This window comes from Leptolyngbya sp. 7M (assembly GCF_018128485.1).
The window spans coordinates 1,932,714-1,952,787 of sequence record NZ_CP070897.1 but is presented as its reverse complement, the minus strand read 5'-3'; the positions used below and the strand labels follow the sequence as shown (position 1 = coordinate 1,952,787).

The following is a 20,074-nucleotide window of genomic DNA, read 5'->3' as shown; positions in this document are numbered from 1 at the left end:
TGAAAGCAGCACTTTCAAAACTGGCCGGAAAAAATGCGGACGGGAAGGCCGTGAGCGATATGGTCAAAGCAAAGCTTGCATAAAAATGGGTGCTTGGCACACCCATAATTTCGCAGATAAGTTGATGGTCGATGAAATGGTCGCGAAGCTAGCCGAAGATGTTTCGCACCTTCTCCATGAACGATGCGTCGTTGAAGTCGGTATCTTCGATCTCAGCTAGTTGCTCCAAGAGCTTCCTTTGTTCTTTCGTCAGCGACTTCGGAGTTATCAACGTTACTGCCACGAATAGATCGCCTCGGCCTCTTCCACCTAATGCAGGCATTCCCTGTGACTTGATGCGGAAGACCGTCCCGGTCTGCGTGCCGGCGGGGATCTTCAGATCCTCCTCACCATCCAGTGTTTTCACCTTTATCTCGGCACCCAGGGCCGCTTGGGCGAACGTGATCGGAACGGCGGAATAAAGATTTGCACCCTGACGTTCGAATATCTCGTGTTCTTTAACATGAACAACGACAAAAAGATCACCTGACGGCCCGCCGTTCATGCCGGCTTCCCCTTCACCGGAAACACGGAGACGCGAACCGGTCTCAACGCCGGCGGGCACCTTTATCTCAAGGGTCTTTTCTTTTTCGACTCTGCCCTGTCCGCGACAGTCTTTGCAGGGAGTACGGATGATGCTGCCAGTGCCGCGACAATTCGGGCAGGTGCGCATAACACTGAAGAATCCCTGTTGAAACTGTGTTTGTCCTCGGCCACGGCACGTGATGCACGCTTCAGGGGAGGTTCCCGGCTCTGCACCGGAGCCCTCACAGGTCTCACACTTTTCCAATCGCGGGATACTGAGTTTTTCGTCCTTGCCGTTCGCTGCTTCTTCAAGCGTGATTTCCAGATCATAGCGGAGATCAGAGCCGCGTTTGACCGTGCTACGGGTGCGTCCGCGTGAACCGAACATATCGCCAAACCCGAAAAGATCGAAAATATCCTCGATATTTGAGAATCCGGCATCAAAGCCACCTCCGCCCATGCCGGCATGGCCGAATCGATCGTACTGGGAGCGCTTCTGCGGATCGGAGAGAACCGCGTACGCCTCCGCGCATTCTTTGAATTTCTCTTCGGCAGCTGCATCACCCGGATTTTTGTCCGGATGATATTGAACTGCCATCTGGCGATACGCACGTTTTATTTCCGTTTCGCTTGCCGTTCTCTTGATCCCTAAGACTTCGTAATAATCCCTTTTTGCCATATCGTTAATGATCTAGTGCCGCTCCGGGAACACCGATCCAAAATCACCAATGGCGCCAGCCCAAAGAATTGAACTGACGCCAAAGCGTATTCTAGCGAAACTGGGCCGAGCCATTCAAGTTAGGTTCGGGAACACTTCGATATAGAAGGTTGTAAAGAGATTAGATCCGATAGAGTCTTTGCTCCCGCAAGACCTAGACCGCTGTCAGCATCGCTGAAGTTATCTTGCTGGCAGCTTCTTCGACTTTCGTTAATGCTGACTGCACCTCGTTCATATCAGAGCTCGAAAGAACGCTGTCAGCATTGTTGAGAACCCCATTTATTTCCTGCTGTTCTTCTGTCGAGAACGATTTTCCAAATTCGAGCATCGCCTTTCGAGCGTTTTTGATCATATTCTCAAGACGGTTTTTCTGAACTATCAATTCACGCTCTTCACGATCACGTTCAACGGAACTCTCCGCTTCGAGTATCAAGCGTTCTATCTCATCCGGAGCGAGGCCTGAAGAGGGACTAATGGTCATTGCCTGCTCAAGCCCCGTCATTTTATCTTGTGCAGAAACGTTAACGATCCCGTTTGCGTCTATTTCGAAGGTTACGTCGATCTGCGGCACGCCACGTGGAGCCGGCGGTATTCCGACAAGTTCGAACTTCGCAAGGCTGCGATTTTCGCGGGCGATCTCTCGTTCGCCCTGCATAATGTGGATCTCTACCGACTGCTGATTATCGACGACGGTCGTAAAGGTCATCGTGTTTGTAAGCGGTATGGTCGCATTTCTATTTATCAATTTTACAAACAGTCCGCCGCGCGTTTCGAGGCCGAGGCTCAACGGCAGTACGTCCAAGAGCACAATGTCTTTGACGTCGCCGGTCAGAACCCCTCCCTGGATCGCTGCTCCCATTGCGACGACTTCGTCGGGATTGATCTCAGCGGACGGGTCTTTGCCGAAAAGTTCGGCTACGGTCTTCGTGATTATCGGTGAACGCGTCTGTCCGCCAACGAGAATTACCTTGTCGATGTCCGAGGCCTTCAGTTTTGCGTCCCAGAGCGCCTTTTGGCACGGCTCTATCGAGGCTTCGACAAGATCGCCGACGAGTTCCTCAAACTTCTCACGGGACAGCGTGGCATTGACATGCTTCGGGCCGGTCTGGTCGGCTGCGATGAACGGCAAACTGATATTTGTTTCGTTTATGCTTGAAAGCTCACATTTGGCCCTTTCGGCAGCTTCTTTAAGTCGCTGTAGGGCCAATCTGTCATCCTTCAGATCTATGCCGGTGTCAGTCTTAAACGTCTCAACCAACCAGTCTATTATTCGCTGGTCAAAATCCTCACCACCCAGAAATGTATTGCCCGACGTCGAAAGCACTTCGAAAACTCCATCGTTTATCTCTAGGATGGATATATCGAATGTGCCGCCGCCAAGGTCATAGACGGCCACCTTCTCTGACTTGCTCTTTCCGAATCCGTATGCCAGGGCGGCCGCGGTCGGCTCATTGATTATCCGTTCTACCTCAAGCCCGGCGATCTTTCCAGCGTCGCGGGTCGCCTGCCGCTGCATATCATCGAAATAGGCCGGAACCGTAATTATCGCCTCATCGATCTTCTCCCCGAGAAATTCTTCTGCAGCAAGTTTAAGCCGTTGGAGCACGATCGCAGAGATCTCTGGCGGGCTATAAACTCGGTCGAGAACACGGATATGGGCATCACCGTTCGGAGCTTCAACTATCTCGAACGGAACGGTCGACCGCATTTTCTCAACCTCGGGTGAATCGAACTTGCGTCCGATCAGTCGCTTTACTGCATAGAGAGTGTTGACCGGATTTGTAACGGCTTGGCGTTTCGCGATCTGCCCAACCAGACGCTCGTCTTTGTCCGTGAATCCGACAACCGATGGTGTCGTCCGTCCGCCCTCTTTATTAGAGATGATCTGGACGGTGCCGTTCTCTAGTACAGAAACGCAACAGTTCGTTGTTCCAAGGTCTATTCCAATAACTTTACTCATATATCAAAGGTGGGCCTAATGGCCTATGGCACTGTTAAATAGGGAGGTTCAATCATTCGAGACCGGAGGTTCGGGCTTAATATATTCGGATTGTTCAGAAGAGACATTCGCTGAAGCTAGAGGATCTTTTCCGCGTTTTACAACCTTTACCATCGAATGGCGGACAACGCGATCCCCGATTCTGAAACCGCGCAAAAGCTCTTCTGAGATGGTATTGTCCGGAAGATCTTCACGAGGATCTGTTGCAACCGCTTCGTGCAGATGAGGGTCAAAAAACTCCCCCACGGTCGGGATAGTCTCTATTCCCATCTTTCCGAGGATGTCGTAGATCTGCTCGTTCACCAGCACCACTCCGTCAAAAAAATGCTGAAATTCAACACTTTTTGCTTCGTTGATACCCTTTGCCGAGTCGATCGCGCGATTGAAATTATCCAACGCTGGGAGCAGGTAGGTAGCCAGGTTGGCGAGTTGGTTCTGGAAGGTCTCACGGCGCTCGCGTTCGGAGCGAGCTTTGAAATTCTCAAAATCTTTTGCCCGCCGCTGGGAATTCTTAAAGATCTCCGCCCTCTCAATTTCCATGTTAGAGATGGTCCCACGCAGCTTCTCGATCTCTGACTCAAGCTGGGTTACGCGCTCATTCGAACTTTCTTTCGAGGAAGTATTTGTTCCAATCTCGGCTGGTACATTTAGGTCTTGGACAAGAAAATCAGGCAGGTTCGCGTCGTCGAATGATTCAGCTATCTCGATGATCGATGTTTCAGCGGTTATATGCAGGTCTTTTTCGCGGGCCTCAAGTTGGCGAATGAAATCATCGACCGACGAGGCATCGTCACTGCCGCTGTATGATTCATCGATCAATGATTCTATCTCTTTTTTATCCGGGTCTGGGTTCATCGTGAATGGACAGCCGTTGGACGGCGTTGAGGAGGGATGGTCAATTTGCGGAAATATCGCGTGAAAGCATTCTTTCCAGCACACGCGCGACGTATGAGATGACAGAGATCATTCGCGCGTATTCTATGCGGGTCGGACCAAGAACGCTCAATGTTCCAACGGCGGATCCGTTGCCGATTCGATAAGGGGCTGAGATAAGCGTGCAATTTTTGAATGAAGGTGTTCGGTTCTCACTGCCTATCATAACCTGTACCTCACCATTTGCCGCGTTCTCCTTATCAACGCATTCGTTCAAGATCTGCAAGAGCCTCGATCGTTCTCCAATAGTAGCAAGAAGTTCTCGAAGACGTTCAAGATCTGCAAAATCTCTTTTTGTAAGAATGTTGGTCGTTCCATCAACATAAACGTCGCCTTCGCTGTTTGTGGCGTTATCAATGCTCTCTGAACACAAGATAACGGCGTTCTGAAGCAGCTTATCGAACATCGATCGCTCCTCGTGCATCAGCCTAAGTATCTCCGAACGGATATGCGAAAGGCTGCGACCGACAAATTCACTATTCAGATAATTTGCGGCCTGCTCGAGTTCATCTTTCGTGAAGTTGACCTTCAACCGGATTATCCGGTTATGCACAATGTTCGGATGGGAGACAAGCACCACAAGGATCCTGTTTTCCGAAAGACCAACGAATTCGATGTGTTGAAGGCGGTCATTTGCAATGCTGGGGCTGACCACTATTCCTACATTATTTGAAAGAGCAGATAACAATTGCGAAGTGCGTTCCATCAGCCGATCCGGGCATTCGACAAACTCGCTCGGATTAAGTCCGAACTCGTCGCCGATAAGGCCAAGGTCGTCACTGGAAATGCTCAGAACGCCCAGCAGATTGTCAACATAATACCGATATCCAGCATCGGTAGGGATCCGACCGGCTGAAGTATGCGGCTGTTCCAAAAACCCCATTTCTTCTAGCTCGGCCATCACATTGCGAATGGTTGCCGCGCTCATTCCTGACGCATTTGCAAATCTATCCGCAATAGCCTTAGAGCCAACGGGCTCGCCCGTGACAAAATGTTCGTTGATGATCGCCGAAAGGATGGTTTGGCCTCGAACGTCTGGAAAATTTGGGGTATCCTCAACCTTTAGGCCATATTCGCGGTTCGGCATCTTGTCATCTTATGATCAGAACTGATGCCTCTACGAGGTGATCAGCCAACTAAATGAATAGCACTCTTTTGCCCTTGATGTCAACAAATAATCGTTTAACGGTGAATAACACAAGTGGTGATGAAGACCTAAAAAAGATAGCAGATCTATACTCAGAGGCCTTCTCTCATTACGACAATTCTCGAACCCCGCCGCCTGTTCGCGTGGAATATTACCCGTATGTGGGTATAAATCACACAATTAGGATAAGATCGGGTATCGCACTTGTTCGTATCGGCGAGATCTGTCGTGGAATGCCATTGTCCGCGCATAGATCACTGGCGTTCATTCTTGTTGCGAAGCTTTTCAGGCGGCGTGCCGCAAAGCGGCTTTCTGCGGCATACTCGGAGTATATTCAGCAAGAGGAGGTGCGGCAACGGTCGTTGGAATGTCGGCGAGACCGCGGCAGGAAAATAGTTACAGGGCCGACCGGGGATCACTTCGATCTCGACGCGATCTTTGATGAACTAAATAATACATATTTTGCCGGAAAGCTAGAAAAACCGGTGCTGACCTGGTCGGCTCGGCGAACCTATCGGATCTTGGGGCATCACGATGCAACCCACGATACGATCGTAATAAGTCGCTCTCTTGATTCTGCAGCCACGCCGCGATTTGTCAAACGCTGCGCTGGAAACATTACTAGTGAACAAAGCACCGGCATCAGTCTTACCAGGCTGCAGCAGCACCGAAGCTACCAATACAAGGCATGCGATAAAAAATAATGCGTAAAGTATATATAACAACTCTTTATCTCTCTCGATAGTCAGTCATCTGTTCAAGACCCTAAAATTGGGATCAACCAAGACGCCGATCTACCTATAATTTACGATCTTAGCAAAGCTTTCGGCATCAAGGCTTGCTCCCCCAACCAATGCACCATCTATGTCCGCCTGTAACATCAGCTCCGAAATATTCTCTGGCTTTACAGAGCCACCGTAAAGTATCCGGACTTTCGCGGCCACTTCACTGCCATGATCTTTTGAAACAAAGCGCCGAATACAGCTATGCATTTCTTGAGCCTGTTCCGGCGTGGCGGTTTTACCCGTACCTATCGCCCAAACAGGCTCGTAAGCGATTATGATACGTTCCATATCATTGGCTGTCAATCCTTCGAGCCCGCCTGATAACTGTTCTGAGACCACATTTTCCGCATCACCCGATTCCCGTTCTGCCAGATGTTCGCCGACGCAAACTATCGCGGTCAAACCCGCTCCGATAGCTGCCTTAGCCTTATGATTAACGCTTTCATTGGTCTCACCATAAAACTGCCGTCTTTCACTGTGTCCAATTATAACGTGGGAACAACCCGCGTCCAGAAGCATTGACGCTGTGATCTCGCCAGTATGTGCTCCGAAAGTATTCTGTGTCGAGCAGTCCTGGCCCGCAACTAGGATATTCGATCCTTCAATCCTATCGGCAACGCTTTTGAGTGCCGTAAAGACCGGAGCGATAATCACGTCACAATGAGTCGCGTTGGCGACCAACGGTTTCAAATTCAAAGCAGTATCGACTGATTCATCGATAAGCTTATACATTTTCCAATTACCCGCAATAACCGGTTTTCTTGTCATAGTCAGGAAACTTACAATCTGAAAATATCAATGCGTAAATTTTGAGATTAGCACAAAATAAGGCAGGTCTTGAACGGCGATACCGGAAGGTCAGAGATCGCGAATCTGAGTAAATTAGCTCATGCTCTCGGACGCGGGCGACGGGTAAAAAATCGAAATACATATGTCGTATCATCGATCGGAACATTGATCACCACCAGTCCGGCCTTTCGAAACCGATTGAAATAAACAAGGCCCTTTGCGCTCTCCCCCGCGCCGACCCATTTTTGCGTAAGCGCTGTTTTGCGGATACGTTCTTGTTCCCTTTCGGTTAAGCCCTTTCTAGCCTCAGTTCGCATTCGAGCAAGTTGTTCAGCTTCACGGTCATTTGTCTGTACGATCTCGCGTGTTCGGGTCCCTTCAGAGTTTCTTAGATCTCGGATCGTGTTGGTCCTGCTAACCCCGGCTAGATAATTGTCCCCGGAACTATCTATCAATGCGCCTGATGCGATCCCACGAACTAGATCGCGTGAAGGTATTGACAGCTCAGCAGAAAGCGGCCTCGCGCCTTCATGAAAGCTTGGAGAATCCTTGTAGTATGCGGCTCCCCATTTATCGGGATCGAATCCGATCGGTTCAGTTGTTTCATTACTGATCTGTGCGGCAATGATCACATATTTATCATCTTCGAGCATCGCCATCAACAATGAAAGGCCTCTGTGGTGCAAGATGCTGATCTTACCTCGGGGTGTGTCTTCAGTCTGGCACCTAACGCTTTCTTCTTCAGAAATTGCTGGGCTTCGGTAGCCGCATCTCTCCTCTCCGCCCCAGACGATCACACGGCTAGACGCTTGCTGGCCAAGCGACGTTCCCGCGACACATACGATAATCAAGCCTAAAAAAAAGATAGAACGCATCGCTTGCCCTCCCCTAAGACAGCACCTAACAAAAAGACACCGCACTAACAATGTCCTTATATAATCAACTGATCTAGGAGTCAATAGGAGAGTGAATCGGCACCAATGACGATGTTCTGATCGAAATTCTATCGATCTTCCAGCGCCGCCACACCCGGCAAAACCTCCCCGGCTAAGAATTCAAGCGTTGCACCGCCGCCGGTAGAAATATGCGAGATACGGTCTGCAAGCCCTGCCTGATTGATGGCGGCGACAGAATCTCCCCCACCAACGATCGAAACGGCTCCTTTGTCAGTAGCTTCCGCTACAGCATTAGCAATCGCAAATGTTCCTTGGTCAAAAGGTTTTTCTTCGAACATTCCCATTGGGCCGTTCCAAACAATCGTCTGTGCTCCTTCCAGGGCGTTTGCAAATACCCCGGCTGTTTCCGGCCCAATGTCGAGTCCAACATGTCCTGCGTTTGTGAATTCTATCTGGATGGCTTTTTGTGAGTTTATGGGGTCAAAAGAATCAACCACGATATGGTCTGTCGGCAGCAAAAGCTCCACCCCGGCCGCCTCGGCTTTCTTGACCACTTCAAGGGCCGTCGGCATCATTTCATCTTCCACAAGTGATTTACCGACCGTGTAACCATTTGCCTTGAAGAATGTATAGGCCATAGCTCCGCCGATCAGAAGTTTGTTCACTTTCCGTTCTATCAGCGCCTCGATGACCGGAATTTTATCCGACACCTTAGCTCCGCCTAGTATGGCCACAAACGGCCGCTCGGGGTTGTTAAGTGCCTTGCCAAGAAATCTAAGCTCTTTTTCCATCAGCAGGCCTGCTACAGAAGTATCAACATAATGTGTGATGCCTTCTGTTGAAGCGTGTGCCCGGTGAGCCGTTCCGAAAGCATCATTCACGTAAATATCGATCCCTTTCGATAGCTGTTTTGCGAACTCGGGGTCGTTCTTTTCCTCACCTGCGTTAAGCCGAAGGTTCTCGCGCATCAGGATATTACCCGATGCTAAAGATCCGATCTGGGCAAGAACATCACCTTTCTCGAATGCAACATCCTTTCCAATAAGTTCGGAAAGCTTTTCAGCGACAGGACGGAGGGTGTATTTGGACGGATCAAATTCTATCCCCTTTTCCTCAGTCTTCTTTTTATCTTTAAGGGGGCGGCCGAGATGAGACGCCAGCACGACTTTTGCTCCTTGTTCGATCGCATATTCTATCGTCGGGATCGCTCCGCGGATACGCGTGTCGTCTTCGACAACACCATCTTTAAGTGGGACATTAAAATCAACCCGGATAAATACAGTCTTTCCTTCAAGACTAATATCTTTGATGCTCTTTTTATTCATTCGTCAGGGATAGCTTATAGCTATCAGTTAATAGCTATAAGCTTTCGGAGTATTATATTTTTACTAAAGTCCCTTTGCAGCTATGAACTTGACCAGATCACGTACTCGGCAGGAGTATCCCCATTCGTTATCGTACCAAGACAGAACCTTCACACACGTCCCGTCGATCACCTTAGTATTCTCCGCGTCAACGATCGACGAGTTCGGATTACCGCGAAAATCGATCGAAACTAGCGGTTCTTCTGAGAAGGCAAGAATGCCCTTGAGCTCCTCATTTGCGGCGTTCTTGAGAACCTGATTAACTTCCTCTGTCGAGGTTTCCTTCTCGACATTCATAACGACGTCAACAAGGGAAACATTTGGTGTCGGGACGCGGACCGAGATGCCATCAAATTTACCCTTAAGTTCCGGGATCACCAGGGCAACGGCCTTCGCCGCACCTGTTGATGTCGGGATCATTGAAAGACCTGCAGCCCGAGCACGACGAAGATCTTTATGAGGCAGATCAAGTAATTGTTGATCGTTTGTATAGCTGTGGATCGTGTTCATCAAAGCATTCTTGATGCCGAACTTTTCGTGGATCACCTTCGCAACAGGAGCAAGGCAGTTGGTCGTACAAGAGGCGTTTGAGATGATATTATGGCTTGCCGGATCATACATCTCCTCGTTAACACCCAGCACTATCGTTACATCCTCGCCTTTAGCAGGTGCCGAGATGATGACCTTTTTGACAGACCCTCGAAGATGTTTTCCGGCATCTTCCGCTTTCGTAAAACGCCCCGTAGATTCGATCACGACATCAGCACCTACCGACTCCCAATCGATTAACGCAGGGTCTTTCTCGGAGAAGACCTTGAACGAATCACCATCAACTGTTATGGTGTCGCCCTCTGCTGATATGTTGTTATCAAGATTTCCCATCACCGAATCGTACTTCAATAGATGAGCGAGCGTTTTTGTATCCGTAAGGTCATTAACCGCTACAAAATCAATATCCTTGTCACCCAAACAAGATCGAAGCACATTGCGCCCGATCCGACCAAATCCGTTTATGCCAACTTTGATACCCATTACGTTATGATCGCCTCCGAAGTGAGTTGTGTTAAAACCATAAACCATATCGCAAAAATGGGTAAACATCAAAAGTCGCTCTCAGCTGAGAGGCCGGTCATTTACCCTTCAGCAGAGCCGCAAAATTGTTGAAACTATAAAAGTTACCAAGTCGTAGTAACCGATTGAGTTTTTGGACTCGGTTTCAAGGGACAAACACGATCGGAGCAATTTCTAATGACAATTTCGCGGGTCACGTTCAATCTTATTATTGCGGGCGTACTATTCACTTTTTCATTGTCCGTGTCGGCTCAGGACGATACTGGGGCGGTCATAAATTTATTGCAATCAATTGTTGTCAAAGATAAGGAATCGCTTTTGGCAGAGTCTCGTAATTCGGAAAGGCGCAGCAATGATTCTGATTCAAAAGCGTTAGCACGGATCGGTGTTCAGACCACCGAAACCATTCCGTTAACATTGCGCGAGGCAATTGCCCGAGCGCTTGAGAATAACAACACCGTCGAATTATCTCGCGATGATGTTCGGTTTCAGGAAACACAGGTCCGCTCGTTAAAAGGTGCGTATGACCCAGTTTTCAACCTTACGCCGAACTATACCCGAAGTTCCACGACAGGTTCGACCGCGACAAATGACTTTAGCGTAAATTCAAATGTCTTCAGTCTGATCCGTCCAGGCGGCGGCAACTATAGTGTATTCTTCAATAATAGTCGCACAGAGAACGCCTTTGCACAGGCACAAGTAAGCTCCGGATCGCTGAGTTCCAGTTCGAGCGCGATCTATTCCTCTGGTCTAGGTATAAGATACAATCAGCCGCTTTTTCGCAATCTTTCGATCGACAACACACGAAGAAATATAAAGGTCGCCAGCAAACGGCTCGAACAGACCGAATTCGACTTTCGCCGTCAGACGATCGATACGATAACACTTGTACAAAGGGCATATTGGGAGCTGGTATTCGCGTTGCGCGATCAACAAAATCGAGTTGCTAACTTGGATCTTAGTCGTGAGAACCTAAGGCAGATCGAAGCAAGGATTGCGGCTGGAGCAGCTGCTCCCATTGCTAAAGCAGAGGTCGAGACGGAGCTTGCAGCACGGGAAGCGGATGTTTTGGTCGCGACACAACAAGTATCGATCGCGGAGAACAATTTGAAAGAACTTCTTATCGGTGCCCCCACATCGGCAGATTGGAACAAGTCTTTCATACCTACCGATGCACCTGTCGTCAGCCCAGAGCAGATCGATCTTGATGCTGCGATGCAAGATGCCAGGAATAACCGATTCGAATTGCGAAGGCTTCGTATCGCAAATGAGATAAATGATATAGACATCAGATTCTTTAGGAATCAGATCCGGCCCCAGATCGACCTTAACACGACCTTTTCGCTTTCCGGATTTGCCCGAAGCGGACGTGCAGAGGCCACAACCTCCCCGCTTTTCACATCGCTGGCGGATCTCGTTCTTCTGGCAGCTATAAATGACACGCGTGCCGCAATTCCTAATCTTCCGGCGATCCCGAATCCAACCCTCACTTTTCCGGCACCTCCCGGATATCTTTTTGGAGGATTCAATCGCTCGCTTGGCAATCTTTTTAGAAGCGATTCGCCAAATTTCTCTGTTGGATTGACGATATCCTTCCCTTTTAGGAATCAGACTGCCAAGGCAAATCTTGCCGGTGCGGAAATAGTAAAACGGCAAACCGACACACAGCTCAAGGCTACGATGTCCGTGTCGAAAGACCTTATCCTGTTGTCGTTTCTGACCAATCTGCTCTTTTGATAGTTCACTGATGTAGTCAGCGGATCTATCGGTGTCCATTGGATCTGTGCCTGTGCTCCAAATTGTTTGCCGGCGCCCGGGTTTATTTGTCCGTTACCTGCAGGGAAGAAATAATCAAAGGCATTGTTGGAGTAATTTGCAGAAAGGTAATAACTGAACCGCTTATGCAGTTTTTGGTTGAATTCTGAGTAGATGAACGGCTGCCATGCAGATCGCGTCGGCTCTCCGGCAAATCGGCCCGGCCTGGTCGGCATACGTTTCAGCCCAAATTCCTCCTCGTAGATCACCTCCCGAATAACTCCTGCCTCAACAAAGACGAAAGCAGATCGCTGCAACGAAACACCGAGGCTTGAACCAGTACGGAACCTCTGCAGGCGCCCTGACCAATCGTAGTCGATGCCAGTAAACTTTCCCCAGTTCGCTCTTACGATCGGGGCGTCTGGACGTGACTTTGTGCTGTTGCGGTGATAGAAAAATGCAAAGTTCGTGTCAGTCCGGCGCGTAAAGCCGACATCAGCTCTGAAGTCGCGTGTTCGTCCGCCAACTTCTAGAAACCAGCCATTCGTATCATCAGAGCTATCGATGTTCGCATAATACCCGATCGCGTTCCCGGTCCGATAACGGTTGTATGTGCCATTGCTCAACGGATTTGCAGATGTGTTCCCTGTTCCGCAGATCTCGCGATTCCTTTGCGCCCCGATCGGATCAACAGTCGGCTCAAAAGATGCATCAAAGAAGCACCTACGAGACGTCGTGCCGACAAGCTGAAACTGCGCCGTTGTTTTAGGGCCGAGCTTTACACGGGAATCAAAGCTGGCCAATAGATTTCGCTGCTCCGGAAAAGACCGATAGGTGGCGAAAAATCCTATGTGGTTCTCCTTGCCAACGTCGCGTTTTAGCCGGACCACACCGAATAGAGCATTCTTATCAAGAAATTCATCTATCCGCGGTCGTACATTCGGATCATTTCTGTCGTTTTCTTCAAAATTGCCCGGGGCTTTATCTGAAGCGACCATCAAGCCAAATGAATTCTTGCCGACTTTCCCCGTAAGCTTTGCCGCAAAATCGGGATCGACTATCGAACGCGAATCAAATATTGAGAGCGGCGTCTGGAAGATCTCAGCACCTTCAAGAAAGAACGGACGTTTTTCCTGAAAGAATATTGGAAATCGCTGATTAGCGGTGATCACAGGAGCATCGGCCTCGATCTCAGCAAAGTCAGGATTGATCGCGGCGTCCAACGTAATATTCGGTGAGAGTGTGTATTTCAAGGTCAAACCTATGTCGTGCTTTATCGGTTGGTTCACCCAACGTCCGCCAACAAATTCGATCGCCGGAACCCTCCTTCCGGTCTGCGATAAGGTAACGCTCGGCGTTATTTCCAGCGTTCGCTCGTATTTTATCTCGTCTAGCCCGGTTATCTTTCCGAATTTGATAAGGAATCCGTTGATACTTCGGTCATCCGGCATCCAGGCATTGAATTCATCATTGAAGCGATCTATATTACGCGCCACATTGAATCCCCAGTTCTTTCCGGGACCTGCAGCATACCGAAGCGATTTGAATGGTATCTTTACCTCAACAGACCAGCCCCAGTCCTCGATAACGCCTTTGGATTCCATCACGATATCGACTGAGAAATCCGCTCCGCGTCCTTCGGTGTAGATACCGTCCTGCTGTATGCCGAGCGGATTGAACCCGAGCACATAGGCCCGCCGCTGATCATCGTAAGTATCAAGCCAGACGCGAACATTATCCTCACCGAAAACATTGTCACGCTTTGCGACCGTTGCCCTGATCTTGTCGCGCTCATCCCAACATTTGAAGCCGATGTACAGGTGCTTTTCGTCATACATCATGTAAACTTCGGTCGGCTTCGACGGTGCGATATTGTCGCCGGGAGAGGTCTGATAAAAATCCTTAAAGACCGCCGCTTTTGACCAAGCTTCTTCGTCCAATCTGCCATCGATCACTATCGGCGTAGCGAGTTTCGGCACCGAGACCGGACTTTTCTTTTCAGGCGGCAAGATAATTTTCCCGGATCGAGCCGGAGGATCGTCTGGCGACGTCGCTATCGCCTTGCTTCCAGATGTACCTGTATTTTGGGACTGGGAGGAAATGCTGGCCGCTGAGACCAAACACACAAGTATTGTAAGAATGCGCTTCATTATTACACCGTCCTATTGTTTTACGTATAAAGGGGGGCGAAAGAGGTCATATATAATAAAGGTATAAATTGCCCCCTGACCAGAACCTATTTCCTCTCGGAAAGTTTCAATGTGATCGCTGCACGGGCAGTCTGCGCGTTACTAGAATTACTTAATTTGTGCCGAGCGGGACGGAGTTTCGGATATTGATTGTGGCGTTTTCTACCAGGAATTCGTACATTGCTTCGCCCGACCCGATGCGCCATTCCCCCTTGTTGGGATCACGGATCAATGGGACACCATCGGCGGAGAGTTCTCGATTCGACCGGATCGTTGCCCCGGCATTCTGGGGCACGGTGAGATAAATGCTGCCGCCTTCAGCATGGGATCGGATCGAACTAAAGCTTCCGTCAAGGGAAATTAGTCCATTTTCAGTATTTGTAATAAGCCCGCCATTGTATGCAACAACCCTTACCTGTGCATCGGCGGCATTTATCTTAAGGTCGCCGGAAGAGTCGCGAATGCTGACGGGTGCGTCCTCGGCATTGATGATCATGGACCCATTGAGTCCGGTAACGCGCACCTCCGCATCAGTCGTTATCACTATGTCAGAGCGTTTCGGTACAAAAACCTCAAGTCGAAAACCAGTGCGCATTCCGCCGATACCTTGAAAAGGAACAGCATCGGCACCATTAACAATAAGCCTTACATTTGAACCTTTACGCTGCTCATCGACCTCCGGATCCGCACGCCTCCCATCTCTTGAGATCTGAGTCAGTACATATCTGATGGATGCATCGTTGGTGCCGCGAATGTTAACATCGCATCCCGCTGCATCTATCGTAACGGTCGGCTTTCCTTCCACTGAAAATGCATTCGAACGTTTTTCGATCGTCGGCGGACCGGATGTCCAATTCGCTTCCTGAAGCATCTTCACAGATTCTGCCGCTGCTTTTATCCCAGCGGTAACTCCGGTCGAAATAACCGTAGGCAATGTGGACTTTAGGCTCTCGAGTTCGATCAACTTTAGGTTCTCGATCTCCGGCTTTATCTTTTCTATCTCTTTTTCAGCCTGCTTCATCGCCTGCTCGGCATTCTGTCGCGCAGCTCTTGCAGACCTCACGGCTTGTTCACGCTCCTGACGGGACACAGCAATAGCAGCTGTTCCCGATGCCGGGAGCAGATTGACCGCCGGATTAGGCGAACGGCCATCATTCTTCCGAAGTATTGAGAGCTGGCCGTTGACGCTGTCCAGCTTGATATCCACCTCACCGGTACCGATCCTGCCGTACAGATCACGGCCAACATACTCACCCTTCCGCACCGGCAGACCAAAATCATTCACGATATTGCCGTTGAGCGTATCTGCTTTAAGAGTGGCATTTATATCCGAAGGGAGCGTCAGGTTCACCCTGCCATTAACAGTATTGAGTGCGATCTTTGTTCCTGCGTCAGCTCGATCAAATTCACAGTTCACGTCGCCGTTGACCGTAGAAAGATTTGCATTTCCTCTTAAATTCCGCGCTGTAATCGTACCGTTGACGGCAGAGATCTTTGTGAAACTCGTTAAGTTGGCGACTGAAACGGACCCATTGACCGTTTCAACTTCGTTGACTATCGCGTTGCGGGGGACAGATATCTTGAAATCGATCACGGCCTTTCTTCCCACATCATTTCGCCGCCATATTGCTCTTGCTCCGCTAAGATCAACATCTATAGAAAGTCTTTCAGGTGTAGAACGGATCTTTACCTCCATCAAAGCCAGAGTCTCAGCGCTATCCGCCGTTTTTGTAGCCTCAACTCGGACCTCGTTGCGGTCCCATGCCATAACCTCTACCGATCCATTGATGTTCGAAAGACTGACCCGGCCATTCGGGTTCAGTGGATAGGTCTGGTCAAAACGTTCGATGATGTCGCTTTGGTGTAGCTCCGGAGCCTGCGATCCTGAAGTAAAAAGTTCGCTTTCCGGGGCTGTCCCGCTAGAGACGAATGCGATACTGGCAAATATGAATGAATAGATCCAACTCATCTGTATGAATGCTCCGATGTATCTTTATCCTGACGGATTTCCCGCTTTTCAAAATGTAAACACCAAGCTTAGCAGTTTTGTGACACCCTCCACCCAGAAACCTGAAAATTTCTCTTAGTAGTTCAAAAGTTTGCGCGATCGAAGCCTGGGTAAAAAGATCGAACCATCTAATTTGAAAAAGCTTGTTCAACCCGTGTCATACTTGATATTGTATAGGTTTACTCTGATGATGAACCGTTCGATCATTAATAGCCTCAAAAAAAAGCTCGCCACCGAAGAAGGGTATGTCGTGCGGCAGGGCGCCGAACTGCGGATCGCACTTTGCTACCCGAATACTTATTCGATCGGAATGGCGAACCTAGGCTTACACACGATGTATGAGCTGTTTAATAGCATTCCCAGTGTCAGCTGTGAACGGGCATTTCTGCCGGATAGTTCAGACCTTAAGGAACACGAGAGAACCGGCACACCTTTGCTTACTCTCGAAACCCAGACCCCGATAAAGGATTTCGACGTTGTTGCATTCTCAATTTCATTCGAGACAGATTACTTAAATATGGCTCGAATGCTGCATCTGTCAGGAATACCTGTTTGGTCAGCCGAACGCAGCCACTTTCATCCGTTGATCGTGATGGGCGGAGCCGCATCTTTCCTTAACCCCGAACCGATCGCTGATTTCACGGATGTTATAGCCGTTGGTGAAGGTGAGATTCTTGCTTATCAGCTGGTTGATGCCATTTTTGATAACGAGACAAAAGAAGAGATCCTTCTTTCCTTGGCAGGGATCGGTCGCGGATTCTACGTGCCATCGTTCTACGATGTTGTTTACAACGATGATGGAACAGTTTTCGATTACGTACCGAACCAGCCCGGTGTGCCGCGCCGAGTAGGCCGGGCTCTGGCTTCCGTCAACCCAAAGGAAGGCACTCTTCGCCGGGCATTGAAGCGCGGCGAGAGCGAGCTTTCGGACTTTTTGGTAGGTCAGGATATCTTTTGTCCATCAACCGCCGTGTGGGCTCCCGAAGCCGAGATGGGAGACAGGCTGCTCGTGGAGATCTCTCGCGGGTGCTCTCAGGGCTGCCGGTTCTGTTGGGCCGGTTATAACTATTATCCTCCGCGGGTAGTGCCGGCAAAAGATATTTTGGCGAAAGCCGCGGAGTGGCGTTCCAAGACCGATAAGATCGGACTTGTTTCTACTGCGGTCTGCGATCATCCGGAAATTTCCACCATTCTTCGCGAACTACGCGCGATGGACTACCGCATATCGGTTTCGAGCCTGCGTCTTGACCAAATATCCGATGAACTTCTGGATGCGTTGGTGGAATCGCGGGATCAGCAGATCGCGGTCGCTCCGGAAACCGGAAGCGATAGGCTGCGGCGCGTCATCAATAAGAATCTGACGAATGACGAGATCGTGGACATTTGCGGAGCCGTGTTCGACCGAGGAATGCTCACCGTAAAGCTGTATATGATGGTCGGACTGCCTACAGAAACAGAAGACGACCTTGACGAGATGTTCATTCTTGTTGAAAGAATCAAAGACAGAATGCTGGAAGCAGGAAAGCGTTTTGGCCGCGCCGGCACCATAATCCCATCGTTGAACGGTTTCGTTCCGAAACCCAACACACCTCTTCAATGGGAACCGATCTATGAAGAAAAAGAACTCAGACGAAGATTAAAATACGTTTGCAAGGGTCTAAGCCGGATACCGAATGTCAACGTTCGTTTTATGTCAGCTCGCATCGCACACGAACAGGCGCTTTTTTCATCTGATTGCAGAATTTTGATAGTTGTACAGGAATTTGATAGTTGAGTTTGGATGACTTACTTAAGCTGAAGGGGTAAGCAATCTGAGCACAAGAAATCTATGAAAACAGCAATGACTATTGCCGCTTTAATGACTTTAATGCTGAATCTTTTTAGCAGCAACGCTTCTGCCAGCGCCTTTTGTCGAGAAGTCAGAGATCAAGCTCCTGTTTGCCAACGGTGACAATATCAAAGGCCGTTTTTTTAAGGCTACTTGGTAAAAAACCACACACTTCAAGTCAATAGGAAATTACTAATATGTCACACTTGTTGCACCTTGATGCCAGCCCTAGAGGAGAACGATCGCATTCTCGCCGCATGACAAAGGAATTCATCGAACAATGGAAAAAGACCCACCCAAACGATACCGTTACCTATCGCGATATTGGTCGCAATCCTATTCCCCATGTCGATGAACTCTGGATTGCTGCTGCATTCTCACCACCGGAGCAACACACGCCTGAACTGCGCGAAGCAATTCGCTTAAGTGATGAACTCGTCGATGAATTCTTGGCGGCTGATGTCTACGTGATTGGTGTCCCGATGTACAACTTCAGTGTTCCCAGTGTGTTCAAGGCTTACATTGATCAAATTGTGCGAGTTGGACGCACTGTTGCTTTTGAACCTAATGATACTGCCAACGTGTTTAAGCCGTTAGTGCTGGGTAAAAAGATGTTTATCATCGAATCTCGGGGCGATTCTGGGTTTCATCCCGGTGGACAGTACGAGAAAATGAATTACCATGATCCTTATCTGGTTACTGTTTTTGGATTTATGGGTATCACGGATATCACTTTTATTCATGTAGAAAACGATGAATATGGTGGTACAAAACTAGCCGAGTCAATTGCTAATGCCCGTGCCAAAATCACTGAGCTAGTTGCCGCATAGAGCGAGGGATGTTGCAATTCACTGGTTTTGATGTTCTTGCTCCGCAGATTGTCTATGCCCCCGCCCGACAAACCGATGTAGTTCGTCAACGTATCCTGAATGGTTTTTTGCAACGATTGCGAACCATCGAACGTGAGTTGCCGATCGCGGTAGGTCAGTATTGATCGGCTATGTAAGTTAAACCTAGAGGAAAGTACATCGTGCCCAAAGTTGTGAAATTCTACGAATTTGGTAGTCCCGACGTTCTCAAAGTTGAAGAAGAAGCGCTGCGTGATCCACAGCCTGGAGAGGTACGAATCAAGGTTCAGGCATTGGGACTTAACCGTGCAGAAGTGCTGTACCGCACCAATGCTTACACTGAGCAAGCCCAGTTTCCATCTCGGATTGGCTATGAAGCAGCAGGCGTTATTGACGCTGTGGGTGAAGGAGTAACTGATTTCCAGATTGGCGATCGCGTCAGCACTATTCCAGGCTTCAGCCTGAACCAATATGGTGTAGCGGGTGATACCGCTGTCATTACTGCAAGGCATGTGGTTAAATATCCGGACCAACTTTCACCAGAAGAAGGAACGGCGATTTGGATGCAATATCTGACGACCTACGGTGCTCTGATTGAATTTGGTAAGCTCAAACCAGGAGATGTGGTTGCGATCACAGCGGCGAGTAGTAGCGTTGGACTTGCTGCCATTCAACTGGTGAATGATGCTGGGGGAATCAGCATTGCCATCACTCGCAAGAACTATAAGCGCCAAGGATTGCTCAAAGCGGGTGCTCAGTATGTGATCGTGACGGATCAAGAGAATATGGCTGAGCGGGTGAATGCGATAACAGGGGGCAAGGGAGCCGCTATTGTCTTTGACCCGGTGAGTGGATCCTACCTGGAGAAATTAGCTGATATCGTTGCTCCCGAAGGTTTGATCGTTGAATACGGTTGGCTTGCCGCAGGAACACCCGTTTTTCCTGTGGTTCCGGCGCTCGTGAAGGGCTTTCGGGTACAGGGTTTCCACTTGGGCTTTCATGTCATCGCTCACCCGCAACGGTTGCAGTCAGGAATAAACTATGTCAACCAGCGATTGCAGTCAGGCGCGTTGCGTCCACTGATTGCTGAAAAACGATTCACCCTCGATCAGATCAGGGATGCTTACCGATATATGGAGTCGAATGAGCAACTGGGAAAAATCGTGGTTACAGTCTAATG

15 protein-coding genes and 1 pseudogene are annotated in these 20,074 nt (G+C 49.2%); 5 read left to right on the top strand and 11 right to left on the bottom strand.

The annotated features are described in order from the left end of the window. Positions 1-148 precede the first annotated feature (148 nt). The 9 genes from dnaJ to gap all read right to left on the bottom strand — a co-directional run bounded on the left by dnaJ (position 149) and on the right by gap (position 10,227). Positions 149-1,243: a molecular chaperone DnaJ gene (gene dnaJ / locus JVX88_RS09250; protein WP_211627044.1), complete on the bottom strand. Its 1,095-nt coding sequence runs from the start codon at positions 1,241-1,243 to the stop codon at positions 149-151. Between the two features lie 193 nt (positions 1,244-1,436). Further along, positions 1,437-3,242, bottom strand: a complete 1,806-nt coding sequence (gene dnaK / locus JVX88_RS09245; protein WP_211627043.1) for a molecular chaperone DnaK — start codon at positions 3,240-3,242, stop codon at positions 1,437-1,439. Between the two features lie 48 nt (positions 3,243-3,290). Continuing rightward, on the bottom strand, positions 3,291-4,136 hold the full coding sequence (locus tag JVX88_RS09240) for a nucleotide exchange factor GrpE (protein ID WP_211627042.1): 846 nt from the start codon (positions 4,134-4,136) through the stop codon (positions 3,291-3,293). 40 nt (positions 4,137-4,176) lie between these two features. Then, positions 4,177-5,301: a heat-inducible transcriptional repressor HrcA gene (gene hrcA, locus JVX88_RS09235; RefSeq protein WP_211627041.1), complete on the bottom strand. Its 1,125-nt coding sequence runs from the start codon at positions 5,299-5,301 to the stop codon at positions 4,177-4,179. A 533-nt stretch (positions 5,302-5,834) separates the two neighbouring features. Further along, positions 5,835-6,029: a hypothetical protein gene (locus JVX88_RS43960; RefSeq protein ID WP_410503777.1), complete on the bottom strand. Its 195-nt coding sequence runs from the start codon at positions 6,027-6,029 to the stop codon at positions 5,835-5,837. Positions 6,030-6,155: 126 nt separating this feature from the next. Continuing rightward, positions 6,156-6,914 (bottom strand): triose-phosphate isomerase, encoded by a 759-nt coding sequence (gene tpiA, locus JVX88_RS09225; RefSeq protein WP_211627039.1) that lies wholly within the window; start codon positions 6,912-6,914, stop codon positions 6,156-6,158. A gap of 119 nt (positions 6,915-7,033) precedes the next feature. Continuing rightward, positions 7,034-7,810, bottom strand: coding sequence for a hypothetical protein (locus JVX88_RS09220; RefSeq protein ID WP_211627038.1), 777 nt, complete (start codon positions 7,808-7,810; stop codon positions 7,034-7,036). Between the two features lie 128 nt (positions 7,811-7,938). Further along, positions 7,939-9,156 (bottom strand): phosphoglycerate kinase, encoded by a 1,218-nt coding sequence (locus JVX88_RS09215; protein ID WP_211627037.1) that lies wholly within the window; start codon positions 9,154-9,156, stop codon positions 7,939-7,941. A gap of 63 nt (positions 9,157-9,219) precedes the next feature. Next, the gene (gap, locus tag JVX88_RS09210) at positions 9,220-10,227 is read right to left on the bottom strand and encodes a type I glyceraldehyde-3-phosphate dehydrogenase (RefSeq protein ID WP_211628640.1); all 1,008 of its coding nucleotides are present in this window, start codon (positions 10,225-10,227) and stop codon (positions 9,220-9,222) included. Positions 10,228-10,443: 216 nt separating this feature from the next. On the opposite strand from gap, the pseudogene JVX88_RS38175 reads away from it, so the two are divergent. Then, a pseudogene (locus JVX88_RS38175) lies at positions 10,444-11,376 on the top strand (TolC family protein); the annotation flags it as partial. Positions 11,377-11,873: 497 nt separating this feature from the next. Here JVX88_RS38175 and JVX88_RS09205 read toward each other — a convergent pair. Both JVX88_RS09205 and JVX88_RS09200 read right to left on the bottom strand, forming a co-directional pair. Next, positions 11,874-14,171 (bottom strand): carbohydrate binding family 9 domain-containing protein, encoded by a 2,298-nt coding sequence (locus JVX88_RS09205; protein WP_211627036.1) that lies wholly within the window; start codon positions 14,169-14,171, stop codon positions 11,874-11,876. 151 nt (positions 14,172-14,322) lie between these two features. Beyond that, entirely contained in the window at positions 14,323-16,179 is a 1,857-nt protein-coding gene (locus JVX88_RS09200) for a DUF4097 family beta strand repeat-containing protein (protein ID WP_211627035.1), read from the bottom strand. Positions 16,180-16,405: 226 nt separating this feature from the next. Between JVX88_RS09200 and JVX88_RS09195 the strand changes: the two genes are divergently transcribed. The 4 genes from JVX88_RS09195 (at position 16,406) to JVX88_RS09180 (ending at position 20,072) form a co-directional block, all read left to right on the top strand. Beyond that, positions 16,406-17,992: a radical SAM protein gene (locus JVX88_RS09195; RefSeq protein WP_211627034.1), complete on the top strand. Its 1,587-nt coding sequence runs from the start codon at positions 16,406-16,408 to the stop codon at positions 17,990-17,992. Between the two features lie 251 nt (positions 17,993-18,243). Next, positions 18,244-18,876: an FMN-dependent NADH-azoreductase gene (locus JVX88_RS09190; RefSeq protein ID WP_211627033.1), complete on the top strand. Its 633-nt coding sequence runs from the start codon at positions 18,244-18,246 to the stop codon at positions 18,874-18,876. An 8-nt stretch (positions 18,877-18,884) separates the two neighbouring features. Then, a complete protein-coding gene (locus JVX88_RS09185) occupies positions 18,885-19,040 on the top strand; it encodes a hypothetical protein (protein WP_211627032.1) in 156 nt (51 codons plus the stop codon). Between the two features lie 36 nt (positions 19,041-19,076). Further along, positions 19,077-20,072: a zinc-dependent alcohol dehydrogenase family protein gene (locus JVX88_RS09180; RefSeq protein ID WP_225931367.1), complete on the top strand. Its 996-nt coding sequence runs from the start codon at positions 19,077-19,079 to the stop codon at positions 20,070-20,072. The last annotated feature ends 2 nt before the right edge of the window (positions 20,073-20,074 follow it).

Bases quoted from the DNA above. Each gene is read 5' to 3' on its own strand.
- dnaJ (WP_211627044.1), bottom strand. From the start codon at position 1,243: ATGGCAAAAAGGGATTATTACGAAGTCTTAGGGATCAAGAGAACGGCA.
- dnaK (WP_211627043.1), bottom strand. From the start codon at position 3,242: ATGAGTAAAGTTATTGGAATAGACCTTGGAACAACGAACTGTTGCGTT.
- JVX88_RS09240 (WP_211627042.1), bottom strand. From the start codon at position 4,136: ATGAACCCAGACCCGGATAAAAAAGAGATAGAATCATTGATCGATGAA.
- hrcA (WP_211627041.1), bottom strand. From the start codon at position 5,301: ATGCCGAACCGCGAATATGGCCTAAAGGTTGAGGATACCCCAAATTTT.
- tpiA (WP_211627039.1), bottom strand. From the start codon at position 6,914: ATGACAAGAAAACCGGTTATTGCGGGTAATTGGAAAATGTATAAGCTT.
- JVX88_RS09220 (WP_211627038.1), bottom strand. From the start codon at position 7,810: ATGCGTTCTATCTTTTTTTTAGGCTTGATTATCGTATGTGTCGCGGGA.
- JVX88_RS09215 (WP_211627037.1), bottom strand. From the start codon at position 9,156: ATGAATAAAAAGAGCATCAAAGATATTAGTCTTGAAGGAAAGACTGTA.
- gap (WP_211628640.1), bottom strand. From the start codon at position 10,227: ATGGGTATCAAAGTTGGCATAAACGGATTTGGTCGGATCGGGCGCAAT.
- JVX88_RS09205 (WP_211627036.1), bottom strand. From the start codon at position 14,171: ATGAAGCGCATTCTTACAATACTTGTGTGTTTGGTCTCAGCGGCCAGC.
- JVX88_RS09200 (WP_211627035.1), bottom strand. From the start codon at position 16,179: ATGAGTTGGATCTATTCATTCATATTTGCCAGTATCGCATTCGTCTCT.
- JVX88_RS09195 (WP_211627034.1), top strand. From the start codon at position 16,406: ATGATGAACCGTTCGATCATTAATAGCCTCAAAAAAAAGCTCGCCACC.
- JVX88_RS09190 (WP_211627033.1), top strand. From the start codon at position 18,244: ATGTCACACTTGTTGCACCTTGATGCCAGCCCTAGAGGAGAACGATCG.
- JVX88_RS09185 (WP_211627032.1), top strand. From the start codon at position 18,885: ATGTTGCAATTCACTGGTTTTGATGTTCTTGCTCCGCAGATTGTCTAT.